This is a genomic window from Paramagnetospirillum caucaseum (assembly GCF_000342045.1).
Lineage (GTDB): Bacteria > Pseudomonadota > Alphaproteobacteria > Rhodospirillales > Magnetospirillaceae > Phaeospirillum > Phaeospirillum caucaseum.
The window spans coordinates 1-20,240 of record NZ_AONQ01000073.1 but is presented as its reverse complement, the minus strand read 5'-3'; the positions used below and the strand labels follow the sequence as shown (position 1 = coordinate 20,240).

Annotated in this window: 15 protein-coding genes; 7 read left to right on the top strand and 8 right to left on the bottom strand. The window is 66.7% G+C overall.

The features are described from left to right. Positions 1 to 132: 132 nt before the first annotated feature. Positions 133 to 2,724 (bottom strand): ATP-dependent chaperone ClpB, encoded by a 2,592-nt coding sequence (clpB, locus tag H261_RS19215; RefSeq protein ID WP_008620857.1) that lies wholly within the window; start codon positions 2,722 to 2,724, stop codon positions 133 to 135. Positions 2,725 to 3,171: 447 nt separating this feature from the next. On the opposite strand from clpB, the gene H261_RS19210 reads away from it, so the two are divergent. Next, complete coding sequence (locus H261_RS19210) at positions 3,172 to 3,885, top strand: Crp/Fnr family transcriptional regulator (RefSeq protein WP_008620856.1); 714 nt, start codon at positions 3,172 to 3,174, stop codon at positions 3,883 to 3,885. A 176-nt stretch (positions 3,886 to 4,061) separates the two neighbouring features. Next, on the top strand, positions 4,062 to 5,792 hold the full coding sequence (locus tag H261_RS19205) for a methyl-accepting chemotaxis protein (protein ID WP_008620855.1): 1,731 nt from the start codon (positions 4,062 to 4,064) through the stop codon (positions 5,790 to 5,792). A gap of 31 nt (positions 5,793 to 5,823) precedes the next feature. Here the strand turns inward: H261_RS19205 and pyk are convergent, their stop codons facing one another. Together pyk and H261_RS19195 are read right to left on the bottom strand one after the other, a co-directional pair. Next, entirely contained in the window at positions 5,824 to 7,284 is a 1,461-nt protein-coding gene (gene pyk / locus H261_RS19200; RefSeq protein WP_008620854.1) for a pyruvate kinase, read from the bottom strand. A gap of 93 nt (positions 7,285 to 7,377) precedes the next feature. Next, entirely contained in the window at positions 7,378 to 8,088 is a 711-nt protein-coding gene (locus tag H261_RS19195; protein ID WP_008620853.1) for a FadR/GntR family transcriptional regulator, read from the bottom strand. Positions 8,089 to 8,263: 175 nt separating this feature from the next. On the opposite strand from H261_RS19195, the gene H261_RS19190 reads away from it, so the two are divergent. The 3 genes from H261_RS19190 to H261_RS19180 are packed head-to-tail and all read left to right on the top strand — an operon-like array spanning position 8,264 to position 11,978. After that, entirely contained in the window at positions 8,264 to 9,418 is a 1,155-nt protein-coding gene (locus tag H261_RS19190) for an ABC transporter substrate-binding protein (protein ID WP_008620852.1), read from the top strand. Positions 9,419 to 9,477: 59 nt separating this feature from the next. After that, positions 9,478 to 10,980, top strand: coding sequence for an AMP-binding protein (locus H261_RS19185; protein ID WP_008620851.1), 1,503 nt, complete (start codon positions 9,478 to 9,480; stop codon positions 10,978 to 10,980). A gap of 47 nt (positions 10,981 to 11,027) precedes the next feature. Next, the gene (locus H261_RS19180; RefSeq protein ID WP_008620850.1) at positions 11,028 to 11,978 is read left to right on the top strand and encodes an NADP-dependent oxidoreductase; all 951 of its coding nucleotides are present in this window, start codon (positions 11,028 to 11,030) and stop codon (positions 11,976 to 11,978) included. Between the two features lies 1 nt (position 11,979). Here H261_RS19180 and H261_RS19175 read toward each other — a convergent pair whose 3' ends face one another. Continuing rightward, positions 11,980 to 12,384 carry a bacteriohemerythrin gene (locus H261_RS19175; RefSeq protein WP_008620849.1) on the bottom strand — a complete coding sequence of 135 codons (405 nt, stop codon included), beginning with the start codon at positions 12,382 to 12,384 and terminating at the stop codon, positions 11,980 to 11,982. A 172-nt stretch (positions 12,385 to 12,556) separates the two neighbouring features. Here H261_RS19175 and H261_RS19170 point away from each other — a divergent pair, with 172 nt between their 5' ends. Then, on the top strand, positions 12,557 to 13,351 hold the full coding sequence (locus H261_RS19170) for an undecaprenyl-diphosphate phosphatase (RefSeq protein ID WP_008620848.1): 795 nt from the start codon (positions 12,557 to 12,559) through the stop codon (positions 13,349 to 13,351). 286 nt (positions 13,352 to 13,637) lie between these two features. Here H261_RS19170 and H261_RS19165 read toward each other — a convergent pair whose 3' ends face one another. Continuing rightward, a complete protein-coding gene (locus tag H261_RS19165; protein ID WP_008620847.1) occupies positions 13,638 to 15,323 on the bottom strand; it encodes a cation acetate symporter in 1,686 nt (561 codons plus the stop codon). Then, positions 15,323 to 15,679: a DUF485 domain-containing protein gene (locus tag H261_RS19160; RefSeq protein ID WP_085988785.1), complete on the bottom strand. Its 357-nt coding sequence runs from the start codon at positions 15,677 to 15,679 to the stop codon at positions 15,323 to 15,325. Before H261_RS19160 ends, H261_RS19165 begins: the two co-directional genes overlap by 1 nt. Positions 15,680 to 16,155: 476 nt before the next feature. On the opposite strand from H261_RS19160, the gene H261_RS19155 reads away from it, so the two are divergent. Further along, positions 16,156 to 17,595, top strand: coding sequence for a DUF294 nucleotidyltransferase-like domain-containing protein (locus H261_RS19155; protein WP_008620845.1), 1,440 nt, complete (start codon positions 16,156 to 16,158; stop codon positions 17,593 to 17,595). An 11-nt stretch (positions 17,596 to 17,606) separates the two neighbouring features. Here the strand turns inward: H261_RS19155 and H261_RS26195 are convergent, their stop codons facing one another. Continuing rightward, the gene (locus tag H261_RS26195; protein ID WP_235062986.1) at positions 17,607 to 19,637 is read right to left on the bottom strand and encodes an exonuclease domain-containing protein; all 2,031 of its coding nucleotides are present in this window, start codon (positions 19,635 to 19,637) and stop codon (positions 17,607 to 17,609) included. A 268-nt stretch (positions 19,638 to 19,905) separates the two neighbouring features. Continuing rightward, positions 19,906 to 20,103, bottom strand: a complete 198-nt coding sequence (locus tag H261_RS19145; protein WP_008620843.1) for a hypothetical protein — start codon at positions 20,101 to 20,103, stop codon at positions 19,906 to 19,908. Positions 20,104 to 20,240 lie beyond the last annotated feature (137 nt).

Sequence of the window (20,240 nt, the reverse complement as noted above, 5' to 3'; positions counted from 1 at the left end):
GGGGATGGGGGGGAGAGGAGTACCGGTAAAACCCTGAGAACCGGCTTCTAGCATGATGGCGATCAGGGTTGCCAGGAAATCAGCCCCCGCATACCGGAATAGCAGCTATGTCCTTCCGTGCGGCTTGGGTATTCACACTTCTCCGCTTGTAAATCTTCCGTTCAGGAGGAGGCCGCCCTCGCCCACCGCCACCTTGACGGCGTCGCCGTCCTTGACCGCGCCTTCGAGGATCAGGCCGGCCAGGGGGTTCTGCAGGGCGCGCTGGATCACCCGCTTCAGGGGCCGGGCGCCATAGACCGGGTCGTAGCCCTTTTCCGCCAGCCATTCCATGGCGCCGGCATCCAGGGACAGTTCGATCTTGCGATCGGCCAGCAGCGCCCGCAGGCGCTTCAGCTGGATGTCGACGATACCCGACATGTCACCGCGCCCCAGGCGGTGGAACAGCAGGATCTCGTCCAGGCGGTTGAGGAATTCGGGACGGAAGCTGGCGCGCACCACCTCCATGACCTCGGCGCGGACCTCCGCCGAATCGTGCCCCTCCTCCTGATTGGCGAGGATTTCCGAGCCCAGGTTGGAGGTCAGCACGATCAGGGTGTTGCGGAAGTCGACGGTGCGGCCCTGGCCGTCGGTCAGGCGGCCGTCGTCGAGCACCTGGAGCAGCACGTTGAAGACGTCCGGGTGGGCCTTTTCCACCTCGTCGAACAGGATCACCTGATAGGGCCGGCGCCGCACCGCCTCGGTCAGCGCGCCGCCTTCCTCGTAGCCCACATAGCCGGGCGGCGCGCCGATCAGGCGGGCCACCGAGTGCTTTTCCATGTATTCGCTCATGTCCATACGGACCATGGCGGTCTCGTCGTCGAACAGGAACTCGGCCAGGGCCTTGGTCAGCTCGGTCTTGCCCACGCCGGTCGGCCCCAGGAACAGGAATGAGCCGATGGGGCGGTTGGGGTCCTGCAGCCCGGCGCGCGCCCGGCGCACGGCGTTGGATACCGCCACCAGGGCCTCGCCCTGGCCCACCACCCGGGTCTTGAGCTTGGCTTCCATGCCCAGCAGCTTGTCACGCTCGCCCTGCAGCATCTTTTCCACCGGAATGCCGGTCCAGCGCGACACCACGGAGGCGATGTGCTCCTCGGTGACCGATTCGGTGAGCAGGCGCTGGCCGGAGCCGGAACCGCCCTCGATGCGCTTCTCCAAATCGGGAATGACCCCGAACTTCAGTTCGCCGGCGCGGCCCCAATTGGCGGCGCGCTCGGCGTTGGCCAGTTCCAGGCGGGCTTCCTCCAGCTGTTCCTTGACCTTGGTGGAATCGGCCAGCTGGTTCTTCTCGGCCCGCCAGCGTTCGGACATGTCGAAGGATTCGCGCTCGATCTGGTTCAGCTCCACCTCCAGCTTGCCCAGGCGATCGCGCGAGCCGGCGTCGCTTTCCTTCCTCAGCGCTTCCCGCTCGATCTTCAGTTGGACGATGCGGCGGTCAAGCTCGTCCAGGGCCTCGGGCTTGGAATCGATCTGCATGCGCAGCCGCGACGCTGCCTCGTCCACCAGATCGATGGCCTTGTCGGGCAGGAAGCGGTCGGTGATGTAGCGGTTCGAAAGAGTCGCCGCCGAGACCAGGGCGCCGTCGGCGATGCGCACCCCGTGGTGCAGTTCGTACTTCTCCTTCAGGCCGCGCAGGATGGAGACGGTGTCCTCCACCCCCGGCTCGGAGACGAAGACCGGCTGGAAGCGCCGCGCCAGGGCGGCGTCCTTCTCCACATGCTTGCGGTACTCGTTCAGCGTGGTGGCGCCGATGCAATGCAGCTCGCCGCGCGCCAGGGCCGGCTTCAACAGGTTGGAGGCATCCATGGAGCCTTCGGCGGCGCCCGCCCCGATCAGGGTATGCATCTCGTCGATGAACAGCACCACTTCGCCATTTGCGGCGGTGACCTCGGTCAGCACCGCCTTCAGACGCTCCTCGAACTCGCCCCGGAACTTGGCGCCGGCCACCAGGGCGCCGAGATCGAGGACCATCAGGCGCTTGTTCTTCAGGGTCTCGGGCACGTCGCCGTTGACGATGCGGCTGGCGAGGCCCTCGACGATGGCGGTCTTGCCCACGCCGGGCTCGCCGATCAGCACCGGATTGTTCTTGGTGCGCCGTGACAGCACCTGGATGGTGCGGCGGATTTCCTCGTCGCGGCCGATCACCGGATCGAGCTTGCCGTCCCGGGCCGCCTGGGTCAGGTCGCGGGCGTATTTCTTCAGGGCGTCGTAGCTGTCCTCGGCCGAGGCCGAATTGGCCTTGCGGCCCTTCCTCACGTCCTCGATGGCGTGGTTGAGTCCCTGGGGCGTCAGCCCGGCCTCGGCCAGCACCTTGGCGGTGGGCGTGCCGGTGGCCAGCGCGAGCGCCAGCAGCAGGCGCTCGGCGGTGACGAAGGAATCGCCCGCCTTGTCGGCCAGTTGCACCGCCTGATCCAGCAGGCGGGCCAGTTCGGGGGTCAGGTGGACGCCGCCGGCTCCGGGGCCTTCCACCTTGGGAAGCTTGCCCAGTTCGGCCTCGATACCCTTCAGCGCCTTCACCGGGTCACCCCCGGCGGCGCGGATCAGGTTGGCGGCGAGGCCTTCCTTGTCGGCCAGCAGGACCTGGGCCAGATGTTCGGGGGTCAGGCGCTGGTGGCCGCTGCGCAGCGCCAGGGTCTGGGCCGATTGAATGAAGCCCTTGCAGCGTTCGGTGAACTTCTCGAAATCCATGTTTGCCCTCATCGTTCGAGCGGCGGCTGGATCACCCCTGCAGAGGCAATGATCCAGGCGGTTGCTTTGGCTCCGATTGATATGGAGTGATTCGGCGGGGCCGCAAGCCCGGTTTTCCGCCGTTTCCCCCGAATCCATCAAAAGTCGCATGGAAAATATGGTTGAAGCCCGCCTCCCGCACTTCCAAGATATCCGCCGCCGGGATCCGCCGGCCATGGCAAACAAAAGCCGTATGCCGATCATCCGGGCCAGCCGCCAATTGTAACAACATCCGCCTGCTGCTCTAATATTTGGCACCTTTCCGGGAGCGCCCGATTCTTCCACAGGACACCCGGTTCCGGGCCGCGCCCTTTTTGACGTTTTTCGACATGGATATTTTTTCCTTGCTTTCAGCTGCCAATCACTTTGACATCTAATGAATCGTCCACCCGGAAGGGGGAGAGCCGAATGGGCGTGCTGAAGACTTGCTGTGGCTGCGATGCCTGGTCGTCGCCCCGGCGCGAACCGATGCGGGAGGCCCTGGGGCGCCGCTGCCCGTTCCCCACCCTGTCGTCGAAGATTTCGCTGGCCAAGGGCGGGCACCTCTACCACCAGGGCGACCGGGTGGGCGGCGCCTATAGCCTGGGCACCGGCATGGTGGCGCTGGAGCGGGTGGACGAGGACGGCGATCTGGTCATCCTCAAGATCCTCCATCCCGGCGCCTTCTTCCCCTGCGCCAGCCTGCTGGACGACGGCGTCCACGAAAGCTCGGCCCGGGCGCTCACCGACGTCACCGGCTGCTTCGTGCCGGCCGACCGGCTCAACACTGCCCTGCACGAGGACCCGGCGATCGGGCTGGCGCTGCTCAGGCTCAGTTCGGCGGAAATCCGCGAGAACGAGGACGCCATCTTCCGCCTGTGCAGCACCGACCTGCCCGACCGGGTGTTGTCCACCCTGACCAGTCTGGCCGCCGAGACCGGCGGCCGCGACGCCAACGGCGACCTATCGCTGACCCTGCCCATTTCCTGGCGGGACCTGGCCGCCATGGTGGGAACCGGCCCGGAGGTGATCTCGCGGCTGCTGCGGCGTCTGGCCCATTCCGGCCGCCTGTCCTTCCACGGGCGGCACGTCACCCTGCACGCCGCCCCGCCGCGGCACGGCACCCCCTTCACCTGCTCCTGAGACAGGCTGTCTTCCGCCGAACCGCGCCCCGGCCGGGGCGCGGTAATCCCATATTGCATTCTCGCCTATGCTTGGTTAGTTTATTTGACCATTCCGCCTGACTCGGTAGCATTCGTGGCCCAGGGCGGTATTCCGCATGATGGAGTTCCCATGCGCCCCACCCGCCGCCTGCGTCCATGAGCATCGAATTCGACACCCGTTTCGGCCAGGAATTGTGCGAGGTCTTCTCGGCCGAGCTGGGCCTGGTGTGCAGCTTCATGGGCGAGGAGGGCCGCATCGTCGCCTCCAGCGTCACCGAGCGCATCGGCACCCACCACGCCATCGCGGCGCGCATCATGCGGGGCGAGATGGACGAGTACGGCGTCACCAAGGACGAGGCCGCCAAATCCCAGGGCATGCGCGAAGGCGTCAACATGGGCGTCGATTTCGAGGGGAACCGGCTGATCAATTTCGGCATCGCCGGTCCGCTGGAGACGGTGCGCCCCCTGGCCCGCATCGTGCGCTTCTGCGTCACCTCGCTGCTGCGCATCCGCCAGGAGGAGACCACCATCGTCGCCGCCTTCGCCCGCGAGACCGGCGGTATCGGCAAGCAGATGATCGAGATCGCCGAGGACATCGACGAGGTCGCCGCCAAGGTGGCCGGCCAGCACGCTTTGCTGGCCGAGTTGCAGCGGGGCATCCGCGCCCTGTCCGAGGCCAACGAGCGCATCGTCGCCGCCATGGGCGAGACCCTGTCGGGCGCCACCGCCGCCCAGGCCGAGGCCGAGACCTCGCAGCAGCGGGTGCGCGGCTCGCTGGGCGACATCGACGAGGTGGTGCGCATGGTCACCGACGGGCGCGGCCTGCTGCTTGAATTGCAGGACGCCATGGGCAGCGTGGTGGGCGTCGCCCAGGGCATCGGCCATATCGCCCGGCAGACCAACCTGCTGGCCTTGAACGCCACCATCGAGGCGGCGCGGGCCGGCGAACACGGCAAGGGCTTCGCCGTGGTGGCGGGCGAGGTCAAGGAACTGTCCCGCCGGGCCGGCTCGGCCAGCGCCGAGATCCGCAAGACCCTGGAGGGCCTGACCGGCACCGCCGGCAAGCTGGTGGAGCAGGGCGACCACAGCGCCACCAAGGCCGGCGGCCTGACCGCCGAAACGGCGGCCATCGCCGACGCCATGGACCATATCCGCATCTCGCTGGCCGATATGACCGGACGGGTCGAGAACGTGGCCGGCGACGCCTCGTCCATCCACGACCGTTCCTCCGAGCTGTCGACGGAGATCGACCAGGCCGCCGCCGGGCTGGCCGAGTTCAAGACCCGCCTGGACGACGCCCGCCAGCGGCTGCAGGACCTGCTGGGCGCCGGCGAGCGCCTGGTGGTGCTGACCGCCGAGGCCGGTATCGAGACGCCGGAAACCCCCTTCGTCGCCCTGGCCCGCGAAAAGGCCCGCGACATCGGGCAGATGTTCGAGCAGGAACTGGCCCGCGGCGCCCTGTCGGCCGAGGATCTGTTCGACGAGGCCTACCGGCCGGTGGCCGGCAGCAATCCCACCCAGTACACCACCCGCTTCACCGATTTCGCCGACCGGGTGCTGGCCTCCGTTCAGGAAGGCGTCAAGCGGAGCAACGACCGCATCGTGTTCTGCGCCGCCGTGGACCGCAACGGCTACCTGCCCACCCACAATGCCGAATTCTCCCGGCCCCAGGGTAACGACCCCGCCTGGAACGCCGCCCATTGCCGCAACCGCCGCAAGTTCGACGATGCGGTGGGGCTGAAGGCGGCCCGCAACACCGCACCCTTCGCGGTGCAGAGCTACCGCCGCGACATGGGGGGCGGCAGGCAGGCCCTGATGCTCGACGTTTCCGCCCCCATCCTGGTGGGCGGCCGCCACTGGGGCGCGCTGCGGCTGGGCTACGTGTAGGGTGTGCGGGCGTCCCGCCCGCACAGGACCGCTAATCCGAATTGTGCCGGTGCTGGTGGCCGTGCTCCTCCACCTCGGCGACGCGCAGGATGTTGGTGGTCCCCGAATGGCCGAACGGCACGCCGGCGGTGATCACCACCCGGTCGCCGACCCGGGCGAAGCCCTCGCTCTGGGCGAAGTGCACCGCCTTGGCCACCATCTCGGTGAAGCTGCGCACATCCTTGGCCATGATGGAATGCGTCCCCCATACCAGGGCCATCTGGCGGGCCACCTCGATATCGGCGGTCACCGACAGGATGGGCTGCTCCGGCCGCTCGCGGGCGGCGCGCAGCGTGGTGGAACCCGACGAGGTGAAGGTGACGATGGCCGCCGCCCCCAGGGTATGGGCCACCTGGCGGGCCGCCGCGCTGATGGCGTCGCGGGTGGTGTGCTCGGGATCGAGGCGCGAGGCGTCGGTGATGATCTGGTAGTTCTTGTCGTGCTCCACCTGCTGGATGATGCGGTCCATCATGGTCACCGCCTCGATGGGATACTCGCCCGAGGCGGTTTCCGCCGACAGCATCACCGCGTCCGAGCCGTCATAGACGGCGGTGGCCACGTCCGAGGCCTCGGCGCGGGTGGGCGACGGGGAATGGACCATGGAATCCAGCATCTGGGTGGCGACCACCACCGGCTTGCCGGCCCGGCGGCACGCCTTGATGATGCGCTTTTGCAGGATGGGCACCGTCTCGGGCGGACATTCGACGCCGAGATCGCCGCGCGCCACCATCACCGCGTCCGACCATTCGATGATCGAGGCCAGGTGCTCGATGGCCGAGGGCTTTTCCAGCTTGGACAGGATGCGCACCCGCGATCCCACATAGCCGCCGATCAGGCGCCGGGCCTCCTGCACGTCGGAGGGACGCTGGACGAAACTGAGGGCGATCCAGTCGGCCCCCATCTCCACGGCGAATTCCAGGTCGCGGCGGTCCTTCTCGGTCAGCGGCGAGATGGGCAGCATGACGCCCGGGACGTTGACGCCCTTGTGGTTGGAAACCTCGCCGCCCACCACCACGCGGGTCTCGGCGAAATCGGCGCCGCAGGATTCGACGGTCAGGCGCAGCTTGCCGTCGTCGATCAGCAGTTCGCTGCCGGGTTTGAGCGCCGCGAACACCTCGGGATGATGCAGCGGCGCGCGGGCGGCGGTGCCCAGCGCATCCTCCATGTCCAGGCGGAAGGCGGCGCCGGCTTCCAGCCGGGCGCGGCCACCCTCGAAATCACCGACGCGGAGCTTCGGCCCCTGCAGGTCGGCAAGGATGGCGATGGGCCGCTTCACCTTCTTTTCCAGTTCGCGGATGGTGAAGATGCGGTTCTTGTGGTCGTCGTGGCTGCCGTGGCTGAAATTCAGGCGAAAGACGTCGGCTCCGGCCAGGAACAGGCTCTCGATGGCCTCGGGCGTCGAGGAGGCCGGACCCAAGGTGGCGATGATCTTCGCATTACGTGCGCGTCGCATGTGAATCCCCATGGTTTTCCCAGGCGCAGCATAGCAGAGGCGCCGAAGGCGGCAACCACGCCCATGATTCCACGTCGTGACGGATTTCCGGCATTACAACGCCTGGCGGGAATAACGGGTCAGCACGAAGCCCAGATGGGCCCGCATGGCCGCCTCGGCCGCCGCCGGGTCCTTGGCCTTGACCGCCTCGAAGATGGCGCGGTGCTGACCCAGGATGATCCGGTCGTCCTCGTGCGAGGGGAACAGCTGGTAGCGGTGGTAATCGACCATCTGATGCAGGATGCCGCGGATCACCGCCATGATGTGGAGATAGATGCCCGAGCCCGACGCCTTGGCGATGGCCAGATGGAAGCAGACGTCGTTCTCGCTCTTGTGGGCGCCGCCGGCCATGTCGGCCTCGGTGGCCGCCATGATGCGGGCCAAGTCGGCCAGATCGGCCTCGCTGCGGTTCAGCGCGGCGCGCCCCACCGCCCAGGCCTCGAGAATAGCCCGGATCTCCGCCAGATCGTGCAGGTTGTCGCGGTTGACCCGCACCAGTTCCAGCATGCCGGGGTCCATGGCCGCCGAGGTGGCGATCACCCGCGTGCCGCCGCCCTGGACGGCGTCGAGCAGCCCCTGGGTCTTCAGGGATTGCAGCGCGGCGCGGATGGAGACGCGGCTGACCCCCATCGTCTCGGCCAATTGCCGTTCGCCCGGCAGGCGATGGCCGAGTCCCCATTCCCCAGAGGCGATGCGGGCGAGAATCCGGTCGGTGACCTGATCCGATATGCGCGTGCCGTTTCCGGCCTTGGGCTTGGAGTTCATGATCCACGCCCCCCATTTCTTTGTTATGCTTCCGATGGTGCGCTCAGCCTGAGACGGCGTCAAGCCGCGCCGGCGCACTTTTCGGACTTCGCTTTCCTGCAATTCGGTACTACAATACCGACAAAAATAAGAAGTGATTCGCCTGGATAAATCATACGAAGTGGGAGGAAACTTCATGAATTGGAAGCGTACGGCCGGGGCTGCCCTGGCGGTGATGACGAGTGTCTGCGCGGCGACCACCGCCATGGCGGCCGAGCCCATCAAGATCGGCATGTTCCTGTCGGTCACCGGACAGATGTCGCCCATGGGTGACCCCCAGAAGCGCACGTTCGACTACATGATCGACAAGCTCAACGCCCAGGGCGGCGTGCTGGGGCGCAAGATCGAAGCCATCATCTACGACGACGGGTCCGAGCCGGAAAAGGCCGCCACCTTCGTCAAGCGCCTGATCGACAACGACAAGGTGGACATCATCATCGGCGGGTCGGGCACGCCCACCTCCATGGCGGTGCTCGGCCTGATCGAGCGTGCCGAGATTCCGTACATGTCGCTGGGCGGCGGCACCGCCATCGGCGACCCGGTGCGCAAGTGGACCTTCAAGTTCCCGCAATCGGACCGGCTGGCCGCCGAGAAGGTGCTGGCCGACCTGAAGAAGCGCGGCCTGACCAAGATCGCCCTGCTGTCCGAGAACGTCGGCTTCGGCAAGTCCGGCCATGACCAGACGGTCAAGCTGGCTCCCCAGTACGGCGTCGAAATCCTGATCGACGAGGTCTACTCGCCCAAGGACCCCGACGTCACCCCGCAGCTGACCAAGATCCGCGGCATGGCCGGCGTCCAGGCCCTGTTCATCTTCGGCACCGGCACCGGCCCCGCCGTCGCCACCAAGAACCTGAAGCAGATGGGCCTCACGCTGCCGGTCTATCAGTCGCATGGCGTGGCCTCGAAGGAGTTCCTGCGTCTGGTCGGCACCGCCGCCGACGGCACCCGCCTGCCGGCCGGCGCCCAGGCGGTGGCCGAGCAGTTGTCGCCCAGCGATCGCCAGAAGAAGATCGTGATGGACTTCAAGAAGGAATACGAGGAGCGCAACAAGCCGCTGGAAGTCAGCCCGCTGCCCGGTCACGGCCTCGACGCCCTGATGATGGCCATGGACGCCTTCAAGCGGGCCGGTTCCACCGAAAAGGCCAAGGTCCGCGACGCCATCGAGCAGACCAAGGACTTCGTCGCCACCACCGGCATCTACACCTACTCGCCGACCGACCACATGGGTCTGGGTCTCGAATCCTTCAAGATGGTCGAGATCAAGAACGGTGACTGGGTCCTGATCGAGTAGTCAGACGTCGATATGGGCGGGCCGCTCCGGCGGCTCGCCCCTTTTTTTGGAATATTCCCATGAACGCTGCCGACGAAATTCTGGGTCCCAGCCTCGGCTCGGGCCGCGGGGAGAGTCTTGCCATCATCTGCGGCGGGCAGACCCTGACCTATGACCAGCTGAACCGCTTGGCCTGCCGCTACGGCAACGCCATGCTGGCCGCCGGCGCCAAGCGCCAGCAACCGGTCCTGCTGCTGCTCGACGACGGTCCCGAACTGGTCGCCGCCTATCTGGGCGCCATGAAGGCCGGACTGGTGGCGGTGGCGCTCAACACCCGCCTGGCGGCCAAGGATTTGTCCCATGCCCTGGGCGACAGCGGCGCGCCGCTGCTGCTGGCCGAGGAGACGCTGAAGGATCTGGCCGCCGAATCCCTGGCGCTGGCCCGCGCCCCGGCCCGCTTGGTGACCAGCGATTCCTTCAATGCCTTCCTGGAGGGCGCCTCCGACCAGTTGGCCTCGGCCGACATGAATGCCGAGGATTCCGCCCTGTGGATGTACACCTCGGGCACCACCGGCCAACCCAAGGGCGCCGTGCACGTCCACGGCTCCATTCCGATGGGCGAGCGCCATGTGCGCGAGAATCTGGGCCTCCTGCCCGGCGACCGCATCTTCTCCACCTCCAAGCTGTTCTTCGCCTATCCCCTGGGCCATTGCCTGATCGGCGCGCTGCGCTGCGGCGGCACCCTGGTGCTGCACCGCGGCTGGCCCGATGCCGCCGCCGCAGCCGAGGTCATCGAGCGGACGCGGCCCAAGGTGGTGCTTTCGGTGCCGTCCCTCTACCGCATCATGCTGAAGGACGGCCTGGCGTCGTCGGAAGCCTTCCGGGGCGTGCGCACCTGGGTCTCGGCGGGCGAAAACCTGCCGGCCGAGCTGTGCCGCCGCTGGATGGAGGAGACCGGCGGCCTGATGCTGGAAGGCATCGGCGCCACCGAGGCGCTGTTCCTGTTCATCGCCAGCACTCCGGCGGCCATGAAGCCCGGCGCCTGCGGCCGGCCGCTGCCCTGGGCCGAGGCGCAGCTGCGCACCCCCGCGGGCGAGGTCATCACCGCCCCCGACACCCCCGGCGACCTGTGGGTGCGCATGGATTCCCTGTTCCGCCGCTACCACAACCGCCCCGACGTCACCCAGCGGGTGCTGAAGGACGGCTGGTGGAAGACCGGCGACGTGTTCAGCATGGATTCCGAGGGCTGGTGGAGCCCGCAGGGGCGCTCCGACGACATGATCAAGGTCTCCGGCCAGTGGGTCAGCCCCGCCGAGGTGGAGGAAGCCGCCCTGATGGTCCCCGGCGTCGCCGACGCGGTGGCGGTGGGCATTCCCAACGAGGACGGGCTGGTGCGTCTGGTGCTCTACGCCGTGGCCGAGCCGGGCGAGCACGAGCCCATCCTGGAAACCCGCATCGTCGAGAGCCTGCGCGCCAAGCTGGCCATCTTCAAATGCCCACGCAACGTCCGTTTCCTGGAAACCATTCCCCGCACCGCCACCGGCAAGGTACAGCGGTTCAAGCTGCGGGAGGCCGGAGCCTGAGGCAATACGGGGCTGGGGCTCCCGCCCCGGCAGGAAGGAGTGCCACCATGAAAGCCATCCTCTGCGACCGGTTCGGCGGCTCCGAGGTGATGCGCCTCGCCGAGATCGAAACGCCGTCGCCCGGTCCCGGCGAGGTGCTGATCCGCGTCCATGCCGCCGGGGTCAATCCGGTGGACTGGAAGATCCGCGAGGGTGGGTTGGCACGCCTGTTTCCCTGCAAGTTCCCGCTGATCCCCGGCTGGGACGCCGCCGGCACCATTGCCGCCCTGGGCGACGGCGTCGCCGGCCTGTCGCTGGGCGAGCGGGTGTGGTCATTCTGCCGCAAGCCCGACATCCAGTGGGGCACCTATGCCGAATACGTGGTGATGACCGCCGACGGGGTGGCTGGCATGCCGGCCAATCTCACCTTCGCCCAGGCCTGCACCGTGCCGCTGGCGGCGCTGACCGCCTGGCAATCCATGCTGGAGGTGGCCCAGTTGCGGCCGGGCCACAGCGTACTGATCCATGCCGGGGCGGGCGGCGTCGGCGGCTTCGCCGTGCCCATGGCCAAATGGGTGGGCGCGACGGTGATCGCCACCGCCAAGGCCGCCAACCACGATTACGTCCGCGCCCTGGGCGCCGACCACGTCATCGACTACTCGGCCGAGGACTTCGTCGCCGCCACCCGCGCCCTGTGTCCAGAGGGTGTCGACATGGTATTCGGCACGGTGGGGGGCGAGGTGTTGACCCGCTCCTACCAGACGGTGAAGCCGGGCGGCATCCTGGTCTCCATCACCGACAAGACCGACAGGGAGTTGGCCGAGCGGCTGGGAATCCGCTGCAAGTACGTGTTCGTCAAGCCCGATGCCGGCCATCTGCGCCGCCTCGCCGGGCTGGCCGAGCAGGGCGTCCTCAGGGTGCCGGAGATCGTCGAGATGCCGCTGTCCCGCGCGGCGGAGGCCCTGGACCTGTCGCGCACCGGCCATGTGCGCGGCAAGATCGTGCTGACGGTGGGGTGAGTCACTCGCCCTTGAAATAGGTGCGGTAGAGCATGTCCTCGCCCAGGATGTGCTCCAGCAACCAGGCCTTGAGAAAGGCGGTCATCTCGGTGGTCAGGGCGTCGGGCGTCTCGCCGGCCAGATGGCGGTCGCGGAAGGCCACCACCGAATCCTTCAGCCGGGCATGGTCCGCCACCTGTTTGTCCAGGCGGGGATAGTCGCGCGACCTGAGCGCCATCTCCTCGGCGGCGAAATGAGTGTCGGCATAGGCCAGCAATTCGTCGAACAGCCAGCCCAGTTCGGCGATGCTTTCGCCGCCGTGCCAGGCGTCGTACAGGCGGTTGAGCAGGGATATGAGCTTCTGGTGGTCGGCATCCATGCGGGCCGAGCCGACGCTGAACGACGGGTCCCACTCGATCAGAGACATCACCCCACCTGTTCCGAACTGGAATTGGTCCGACCACGAGTCTTAGGTCATGTCGCCGCCGGCGGCAAGCCTGCTGGGCGACATATGTTTAGCGGTTGCGAAAACGCCGATCCCCCCCCATGATCCGCGCCCGAAGCACCCCAGGCCCGAAGCAACCCAGGATGGATCAGCCATGCTCGCCGTGATCGAAGCCCTGCTCCTCGGCATCGTCGAGGGACTCACCGAGTTCCTGCCGGTGTCCAGCACGGCCCATCTCATGCTGGTGGGCGACTTGCTGGGCTTCGAGGGCTCATCGGGCAAGACCTTCGAGATCGTCATCCAGCTAGGCGCCATCCTGGCGGTGTGCTGGGTATTCCGCATCCGGCTGTGGGACGTGGCCACCACCCTGGGCCAACCCCGCTCCTTCGCCTTCGTGCGCAATGTCCTGCTGGCCTTCCTGCCGTCGGCCGTGGTCGGCGCCGTGGCCTACAAATACATCCGGCAGATGCTCGACTCCCCCCTGGTGGCCGCCGTGGCCCTGGTGGTGGGCGGCATCGCCATCCTGGTCATCGAACGTCTGGCCAAGCGGGCCCGCATCCACGACATCGAGGACATGTCCCCCGCCCTGGCCCTGGGGGTGGGCGCCTGCCAGCTGGTGTCCATGATCCCCGGCGTGTCGCGGGCCGGCGCCACCATCCTGGGCGCCATGCTGCTCGGCCTCGACCGCCGGGCCGCCGCCGAGTTCTCGTTCTTCCTGGCCATTCCCACCATGTGCGGCGCCTCGGCCTATGCCCTGTACAAGAACTGGGCGTCCATCTCCTTCGACGGCATCGGCCTGATCGCCATCGGTTTCGTGGCGGCGTTCTTCTCTGCCCTGGTGGTGGTGCGGGGCTTCATCGGCTTCGTCGGGCGCCACGGCTTCACCCCCTTCGCCTGGTACCGCATCGTCTTCGGCTCGGTGATGATGGCGGTGATCCTGCTGCGCTGAGGCCGCCGCCCCCGGCAAGGGAGCCGCTTCACCGCCAGGACAAGAGGATTTTCCCGTCTCTCGTCGCGCCCGGACTTGACCCGGCCAAGACGGAAAGAGACGCTGCCGCATCATTGCCTCCGCCCTCTTGGTGTCCTTGGGGCCTTGGTGGTTTATCCGCCTTCTCCGTGTGAAATCCCCGCCATGACGGCGGGATCGGACGTGGCGCCCGCCCCTCCCGGACAAAAGAAAAGGGCCGCCGGAAAATCCGGCGGCCCAGTCAGAAAGTATGTTGCTTGAGCCGGCCTTAGTGGCTGGCGGCGCCTTCGGCACCCAGGCCGGTCTCGGACCGGATGGACTGGGCTTCGTAGGCGGCGCGTTCGGCCTGAGCCTGCGGGCTGTTGTCCATGATCGAGAACAGCCACGAGAAGAAGAAGGCCGCCGGCACGGAGAACAGGGCCGGATAGGCGAACGGGAACAGGGCTTCCTTGAAGCCGAAGCTCTGCACCCACACCGCCTTGGACAGCACCACCATGATCACCGACATCAAGAGGCCGATGATGCCGCCGAGCACGGCGCCACGGGTGGTGAGGCCGCCCCAGAACATGGACAGCACCAGAACCGGGAAGTTGGCCGAGGCCGCGACCGAGAAGGTGAGCGCCACGATGAACGCCACGTTCTGCTTCTCGAAGATCAGGCCCAGCAGCACGGCGACGATGCCGAGACCGATGGAGGCGATCTTGGAGACGGTCACTTCCTTACCCTCGGTGGCCTGGCCGTGCATGATGACGCTGGCGTACAGGTCGTGCGAGATCGCCGACGCGCCCGCCAGGGTCAGGCCCGACACCACCGCGAGGATGGTGGCGAAGGCCACGGCCGAGATGAAGCCGAGGAACAGGTTGCCGCCGATGGCGTGGGCCAGCCACACCGCGGCCATGTTGTTGCCGCCCTTCAGGTCCAGGGAGCCGAGGCCCTTGGTCAGGTACTCGGGATTGGTGGCCACCATGGTGATGGCGCCAAAGCCGATGATGAAGGTCAGGATGTAGAAGTAGCCGATGAAGCCGGTGGCGTAGAACACCGACTTGCGGGCTTCACGCGCATCGGGAACGGTAAAGAAGCGCATGAGGATATGGGGCAGACCGGCGGTGCCGAACATCAGGGCCATGCCCAGCGAGATGGCGTCCACCGGGTTGGTGACCAGGGCGCCCGGCGCCATGATCGCAACCTTCTTGGGATGGACCTCGATGGCCTTGACGAACATCGCCTCGAACGAGAAGCCGAAATTGGCCATCACGCCGAAGGCGATGAAGGTGGCGCCGCCGAGCAGCAGGCAGGCCTTGATGATCTGCACCCAGGTGGTGGCGACCATGCCGCCGAAGGTGACGTAGACCATCATCAGCGCGCCGACGATCATCACGGCGTAGATGTAGTCCATGCCGAACAGCAGCTTGATCAGCTGGCCGGCACCGACCATCTGGCCGATCAGATAGAAGATCACCACGATCAGCGAGCCGGTGGCCGCAAAGGTGCGGATCGGCGTACGGGACAAGCGGTAGCCGCACACGTCGGCGAAGGTGTACTTGCCCAGGTTGCGCAGACGCTCGGCGATCAGGAACAGGATGATCGGCCAGCCGACCAGCCAGCCCACCGAGAAGATCAGGCCGTCATAGCCCGAGCCGTAGACCAGGGCGGAAATGCCCAGGAACGAGGCGGCCGACATGTAGTCGCCCGCGATGGCCAGACCATTCTGGAAACCGGTGATGCCACCGCCGGCGGCGTAGAAGTCGGCGGCGGTCTTGGTGCGCTTGGCCGCCCAGTAGGTGATGCCCAGCGTCGCGCCCACGAAGATCACGAACATGACGATGGCGTGCCAGTTGGTGGCCTGCTTCTGGGCGCCGCCCATGTCGGCACCGGCCGCCAGGGCGGCGGTGGCCAGGAGCGCCGTGCCGCCGAAGGCGAGCGCGGACGCGATTGCGGTCTTGGTCGTCTTCATCAGCGGGATTCCTCGATGATCTGGCGGTTCATTTCGTCGAACTCGCCATTGGCGCGGTAGACGTACACACCGGTCAGCGCGATGGCCGACAGGATGACGCCCACGCCGATCGGGAAGCCGATGGTGGTCACGCCGGCGGCCGACAGCAGGCTGCCGAGCCACGCCTTGTTGAAGGCGATGATCAGGATGAAGCCGAAATAGATGATCAGCATGATCGCCGACAGCGTCCATGCGAAGGCGTTGCGCTTGGCAACCAGTTCCTTGAACTTCGGATTGTTCCGAATGTGTTCGGCGCTCGCGAGATTCGCGGCCGAAGGTGCGTTATGTGAGCTCACTTTGACCCTCCACTTTGTCATCGCCGCCCCCCGGACGGGTCCGGCGATCGTTGTTTTCAGCTCCCGGTCTTGTTGCCGGATTCAGCACTTAGAAGCGTGCAGGCGCACCAGGGCACCTATGCGTACGCGTCATACGCCCGCAGCTTGCCTGAGGCGACGGACCTCATTAACATCCGGCTCCTTTGGCGTCAACACCAACCGAAAGCACCTGATTTATTCAATAGGTTATTATAATGAGAAATCAGGTATTCGTTTCGAACCTTCATCAGCTTTTCTCAAGACGACGCTAAATTCCCTTTTAGTTTCTGCTCAGTTTACAGAAAATGTCATTTGACATCTTGCAACCTACCCTATGGTGTGGCCCGATCCACCTAGAGTAAACACCCTAGCGTGTTCTCGGAGAGAATTGTCGGCCACATTTAGACTTTCTCCGCAGCCCCCCTTTCCGGGGCGAAATAGGTTGAATTTTCCACCTCCGCCACTATCGTACACGCGCCATGAATGACATTGCCGCCCTGGCCCGCATCGACAGTTTTCCCTATCGCCACCGCCTGCGCGAGGTGATGAGCACCCCGGTGCTGACCGCCCTGGCCTCGCTCAGCCTGAACGACGCGGTGCACCGCATGTACGAGGCCCGGGTGTCGTCCATCGTCGGCATCGATGCCGAGGGGCGCACGCTGGGCATCTTCACCGAGCGCGACCTGCTGCGCATCCTGTCCAACAGCGGCCCGGCCGGTCTGGAACAGACCCTGGACCAGACCATGACCAAGCCGGTGGCCACCGTGCCGGCCGACGCCTATGTCTATGTGGCGCTGGCCCGCATGACCCGACTCGGCCTCCGGCACCTGGTGGTGGTGGATTCCGACAACCGGCCGCTGGGCATGGTCACCGGCCGCGCCCTGCTCAAGGTCCGCGCCACCGAGGCGCTGGTGCTGGGCGATTCGGCGGAAAGCGCCGCCAATCCCGACGAGATGAAGGCGGTGATGGCCAACCTGCCCAAGCTGGCCAGGGGCCTGCTGGGCGAAGGGGTGACTGCGCGCAACATCGCCTCGGTCATCGCCCTGGTGCTGCGCGACCTTACCGCGCGGGCCGCCGAACTGGCCGAGCAGTCGCTGCTGGACGACGGCTGGGGGCCGGCCCCGGCCCGCTACGCCGTGCTGATCCTCGGCTCGGGCGGACGGGGCGAAAGCCTGCTGGCCTTCGACCAGGACAACGCCATCGTCCATGGCGGCAAGCCCTCCGACGACCCCTGGTTCGCCGAACTGGGCAAGCGCCTCAACGAAACCCTGAACAGGGCCGGCATCCCGTTCTGCGACGGCAACGTCATGGCCCGCGAGTCCAGGTGGCGCAAGAGCCTGGAGGAGTGGCGCGACGAGGTCCACAACTGGGTCTTCTCGGTCGAGAACCAGACCGTGATGTATTGCGACATCTTCTACGACTTCCAGCCGGTGTGGGGCGACCGCGCCCTGGCCGAGGAATTGCGGCACATGGCCATGGAGAAGGCCTCGCAATCGGCGTTCTTCCTGCGCTATCTCGCCCAGAACGTGGCGGGCATGGACGGCTCCATCGGCCTGTTCGGTAATTTCGTCACCAAGCAGGGGCGCCTCAACGCCAAGAAGTTCGGTCTGTTGCCCCTGGTCAGCGCGGCGCGCATGCGGGCCATCCGCGCCCATGTCCCAGCCACCGGCACCGACGAGCGCTTCGCGGCGCTGAAGGAAGCCGGCGCGCTGCATGAGGACGACCTGCGCGACTTCATGGAAGTGCGCGAGATCGTGCTGCGCGTCATCCTGGAGCAGCAGTTGGCCGACATCGCCCAGCAGATCCCCGCCTCGACCAGGATCGACCCCAAGCGCTTCGACAAGCGCACCCGTTCGCGCCTGAAATGGGCGTTCGGCCGCCTCAAGACGCTGAAATTCGTCTGCGGCGTCGGCGGCTGAGGGAGCCCGCCCTACAGGACCCTTTGCCGCTCGTGCAGGATCATGGCGATGTCCAGCGTCTTGACCGCGTCGTCCAGGGTGTGGATGCCCCTGCCCTCCAGCGCCTCGATCTGGCGCAGCAGCACCGCCGCCGTCACCATGGCATCGCCCAGCGCCGTATGGCGGTCGGTGATCTCGATGGCGTAGCGCTCGCAGATATCGTCGAGGGAATGCCCGGCTTCCGGCCCGTCCAGGAAGTTTGACAGGATCATGGTGTCCAGCACCGGGCTGTCGAAACGGACACCCATGTCACTCTCCCGCATGCGCAGGAACTTGAGGTCGAAGGCCGCGTTATGGGCCACCAGCACCGCATCGGCCACATAGGAGCGGAACTGGGGCAGCACCACCCCGGCCGGCGGCTTGTCGACCACCATCTCGTCGGTGATGCCGTGATAGCGGATGGATTCCGCCGGAATGGGCCGGCCGGGATTGACGATGCGGTTGAAGCTCTCGCCCGACAGGATCCTGCCGTTGACGATGCGCACCCCGGCGATGGAGACGATCTGGTCGCCCTGGGAGGGATGCAGCCCGGTGGTCTCGGTGTCGAACACCACGAAGGTCAGCGAGCGCAGCGGCCGCGAGCCCATGGCGCCGGTGTCGCGCGACTGCTCCAGCAGGGTCATGTCGTAGAACTCGGGACGGCCGGGCAGCACCTGACGGCCGTGGCCGTGCCGCTCCACCCCCTTGCGCATGGGAATGCGCAGGGCGCCGCCGCCGTCGCGGCGGTCGCGGACCAGTTCCGCCCCGGCATGGTGCTCCAGCACGTCCTTGACCGTCATGCCGCCCAGCGCCACCAGCGGCTGGGCCAGCCAGCGGTCCAACTGGGCCTGCTCGACCACCTCGCCCTCCCAGGCGAACCCGATCCAGGCGCCGTGGTCGTCGCTGCCGCCCGACAGGTCGAACTGGGTGGCGCCGCTGCGGTCGGCGACACGCCAGACCAGGGATTCGATGGCCATCACCAGGGAATGGGAATCGCCGTGCAGCCACACCGGCAGCCCCACCACGGTGGCGTTCATCCCCCCGCCCAGGCGCGAGGCGACGAAGGACAGCAATTCGGTGGAGTTGATGTCGGCCATGGGCCACCAGCCGGCCAGCATGGCGTGATAGCCCTTGGTCACCCGCTTGATGGCGTCGGAGATGGCCATGCATTCGTGGCGGATGGTGTTGGGATCGCCGGCCGACAGCAGCATGCGCCGAAGCGGCATCTCCACGTCCTCGGCCACCTCGCGCAGCAGCGCCTCGCGGCCGGCCAGGGCCGACAATTGCGGCCCGGCATCCACCAGGGTGACCACATAGCCGGTCACCGCGCCCTCGTCATTGCGGATCAGGGTCATGCGGCCCTGCAGCAGCATACGGTCATCGGTGGTGCCGGCCAGGAACGGCAGACCGCGCTCGCCGCCGCCGCCGCGGTTGCCCAGGATGTCCATCATGTGCATCACCGGTTCGCGGGCGACGGTCTCGAACAGCGAGCGGCCCAGCCCCAGCTCCGCCGTCTCGCGCAGCATGTCGAAGGCCACCTGGTTGTAGAGCACCAGCTGGTGGCGCTGATTGCACACCACCACGCCCTCGTGCAGGTCGTTGAGGATGGCGGCCAGCCGGTTGGAATTCTCCTCGGACTTGCGGGTGGCGGCGGACAGCCCCTCGGCCAGCTCGATGCGGGCCTTGACCATGCGCGAGCAGACCTCGTTCACCGCCTCGGGCAGCGGCGCGATGATGAAATAGCGCTCGGGATCGATACGGTCGCGCCCGCCGGTGCCATAGGCGATGGCGCGGACCTCGGCGGCCATCTTCTTGATGGAACGCACCACCAGGAAGTCGATGGCTTTCCACGACACGGCGAACAGGAAAGCCGCTCCGGCCAGCGAGACCATCACCAGGGCGGTCAATTCCTCGCGGTCGACCACCCCCTGGGACATGAAATATCCCGCCGCGACGGTGACCGCCACATCGGCGGCAAACGCCGCCGCGAGCCACGGAAACGGGCCTCGCCACTTCACCGCCACGGACACCCCTCCTCGACCGGTCTCTATTTTAAAGCGTGATGCCTTAAATGCGCATCACGCCTTAGCTTTATTTGTCTTGCCCTCGCCGGGCGGGCGTCTCCGCGCCCTTGGCCGCTCGCTCAATGCTCGCATGAGCGCCGCCCCTCATACTTGAGGCTCAGCGCTCTAGTCTTTTGCAGTATGACGCCGTGCCCGGCGCCCCCAGTCAACCCCGGATATGGATTGGCCGGCGGCAAAATGACGAAAGGCGGCAAAGACGATGCCGGGGTCAGAGGCCGGCGGCGGGATAGCGCGAGGCGACCAGGGCCAGGGCGGCGGTCACCGTATAGCCCGAATAATAGCTGTCCAGCAGCAGGCGCGGATCGATGCCCAGGGCACGGGCCGAACTGCCCAGCTGGTCCCTCAGGCGGGTCTCCAGGTCGGCGGCCCACAGGGTATAGCCGCTGTCGAACAGGGGGTAGGCCATCCTCTTTCTCCACCAAAGCCCCCTCCGCCGGTCGGAGAGGCCATGGAGAACATCATGCCCGGGCATGATGTCGGCTTTGGGACGGCATTGCGGCTAAATCAAGGACATTTAGGCAGACGGCGCATCTGCTCCAGCGT

Bases quoted from the DNA above. Each gene is read 5' to 3' on its own strand.
- clpB (WP_008620857.1), bottom strand. From the start codon at position 2,724: ATGGATTTCGAGAAGTTCACCGAACGCTGCAAGGGCTTCATTCAATCG.
- H261_RS19210 (WP_008620856.1), top strand. From the start codon at position 3,172: ATGGGCGTGCTGAAGACTTGCTGTGGCTGCGATGCCTGGTCGTCGCCC.
- H261_RS19205 (WP_008620855.1), top strand. From the start codon at position 4,062: ATGAGCATCGAATTCGACACCCGTTTCGGCCAGGAATTGTGCGAGGTC.
- pyk (WP_008620854.1), bottom strand. From the start codon at position 7,284: ATGCGACGCGCACGTAATGCGAAGATCATCGCCACCTTGGGTCCGGCC.
- H261_RS19195 (WP_008620853.1), bottom strand. From the start codon at position 8,088: ATGAACTCCAAGCCCAAGGCCGGAAACGGCACGCGCATATCGGATCAG.
- H261_RS19190 (WP_008620852.1), top strand. From the start codon at position 8,264: ATGAATTGGAAGCGTACGGCCGGGGCTGCCCTGGCGGTGATGACGAGT.
- H261_RS19185 (WP_008620851.1), top strand. From the start codon at position 9,478: ATGAACGCTGCCGACGAAATTCTGGGTCCCAGCCTCGGCTCGGGCCGC.
- H261_RS19180 (WP_008620850.1), top strand. From the start codon at position 11,028: ATGAAAGCCATCCTCTGCGACCGGTTCGGCGGCTCCGAGGTGATGCGC.
- H261_RS19175 (WP_008620849.1), bottom strand. From the start codon at position 12,384: ATGTCTCTGATCGAGTGGGACCCGTCGTTCAGCGTCGGCTCGGCCCGC.
- H261_RS19170 (WP_008620848.1), top strand. From the start codon at position 12,557: ATGCTCGCCGTGATCGAAGCCCTGCTCCTCGGCATCGTCGAGGGACTC.
- H261_RS19165 (WP_008620847.1), bottom strand. From the start codon at position 15,323: ATGAAGACGACCAAGACCGCAATCGCGTCCGCGCTCGCCTTCGGCGGC.
- H261_RS19160 (WP_085988785.1), bottom strand. From the start codon at position 15,679: ATGACAAAGTGGAGGGTCAAAGTGAGCTCACATAACGCACCTTCGGCC.
- H261_RS19155 (WP_008620845.1), top strand. From the start codon at position 16,156: ATGAATGACATTGCCGCCCTGGCCCGCATCGACAGTTTTCCCTATCGC.
- H261_RS19145 (WP_008620843.1), bottom strand. From the start codon at position 20,103: ATGGCCTACCCCCTGTTCGACAGCGGCTATACCCTGTGGGCCGCCGAC.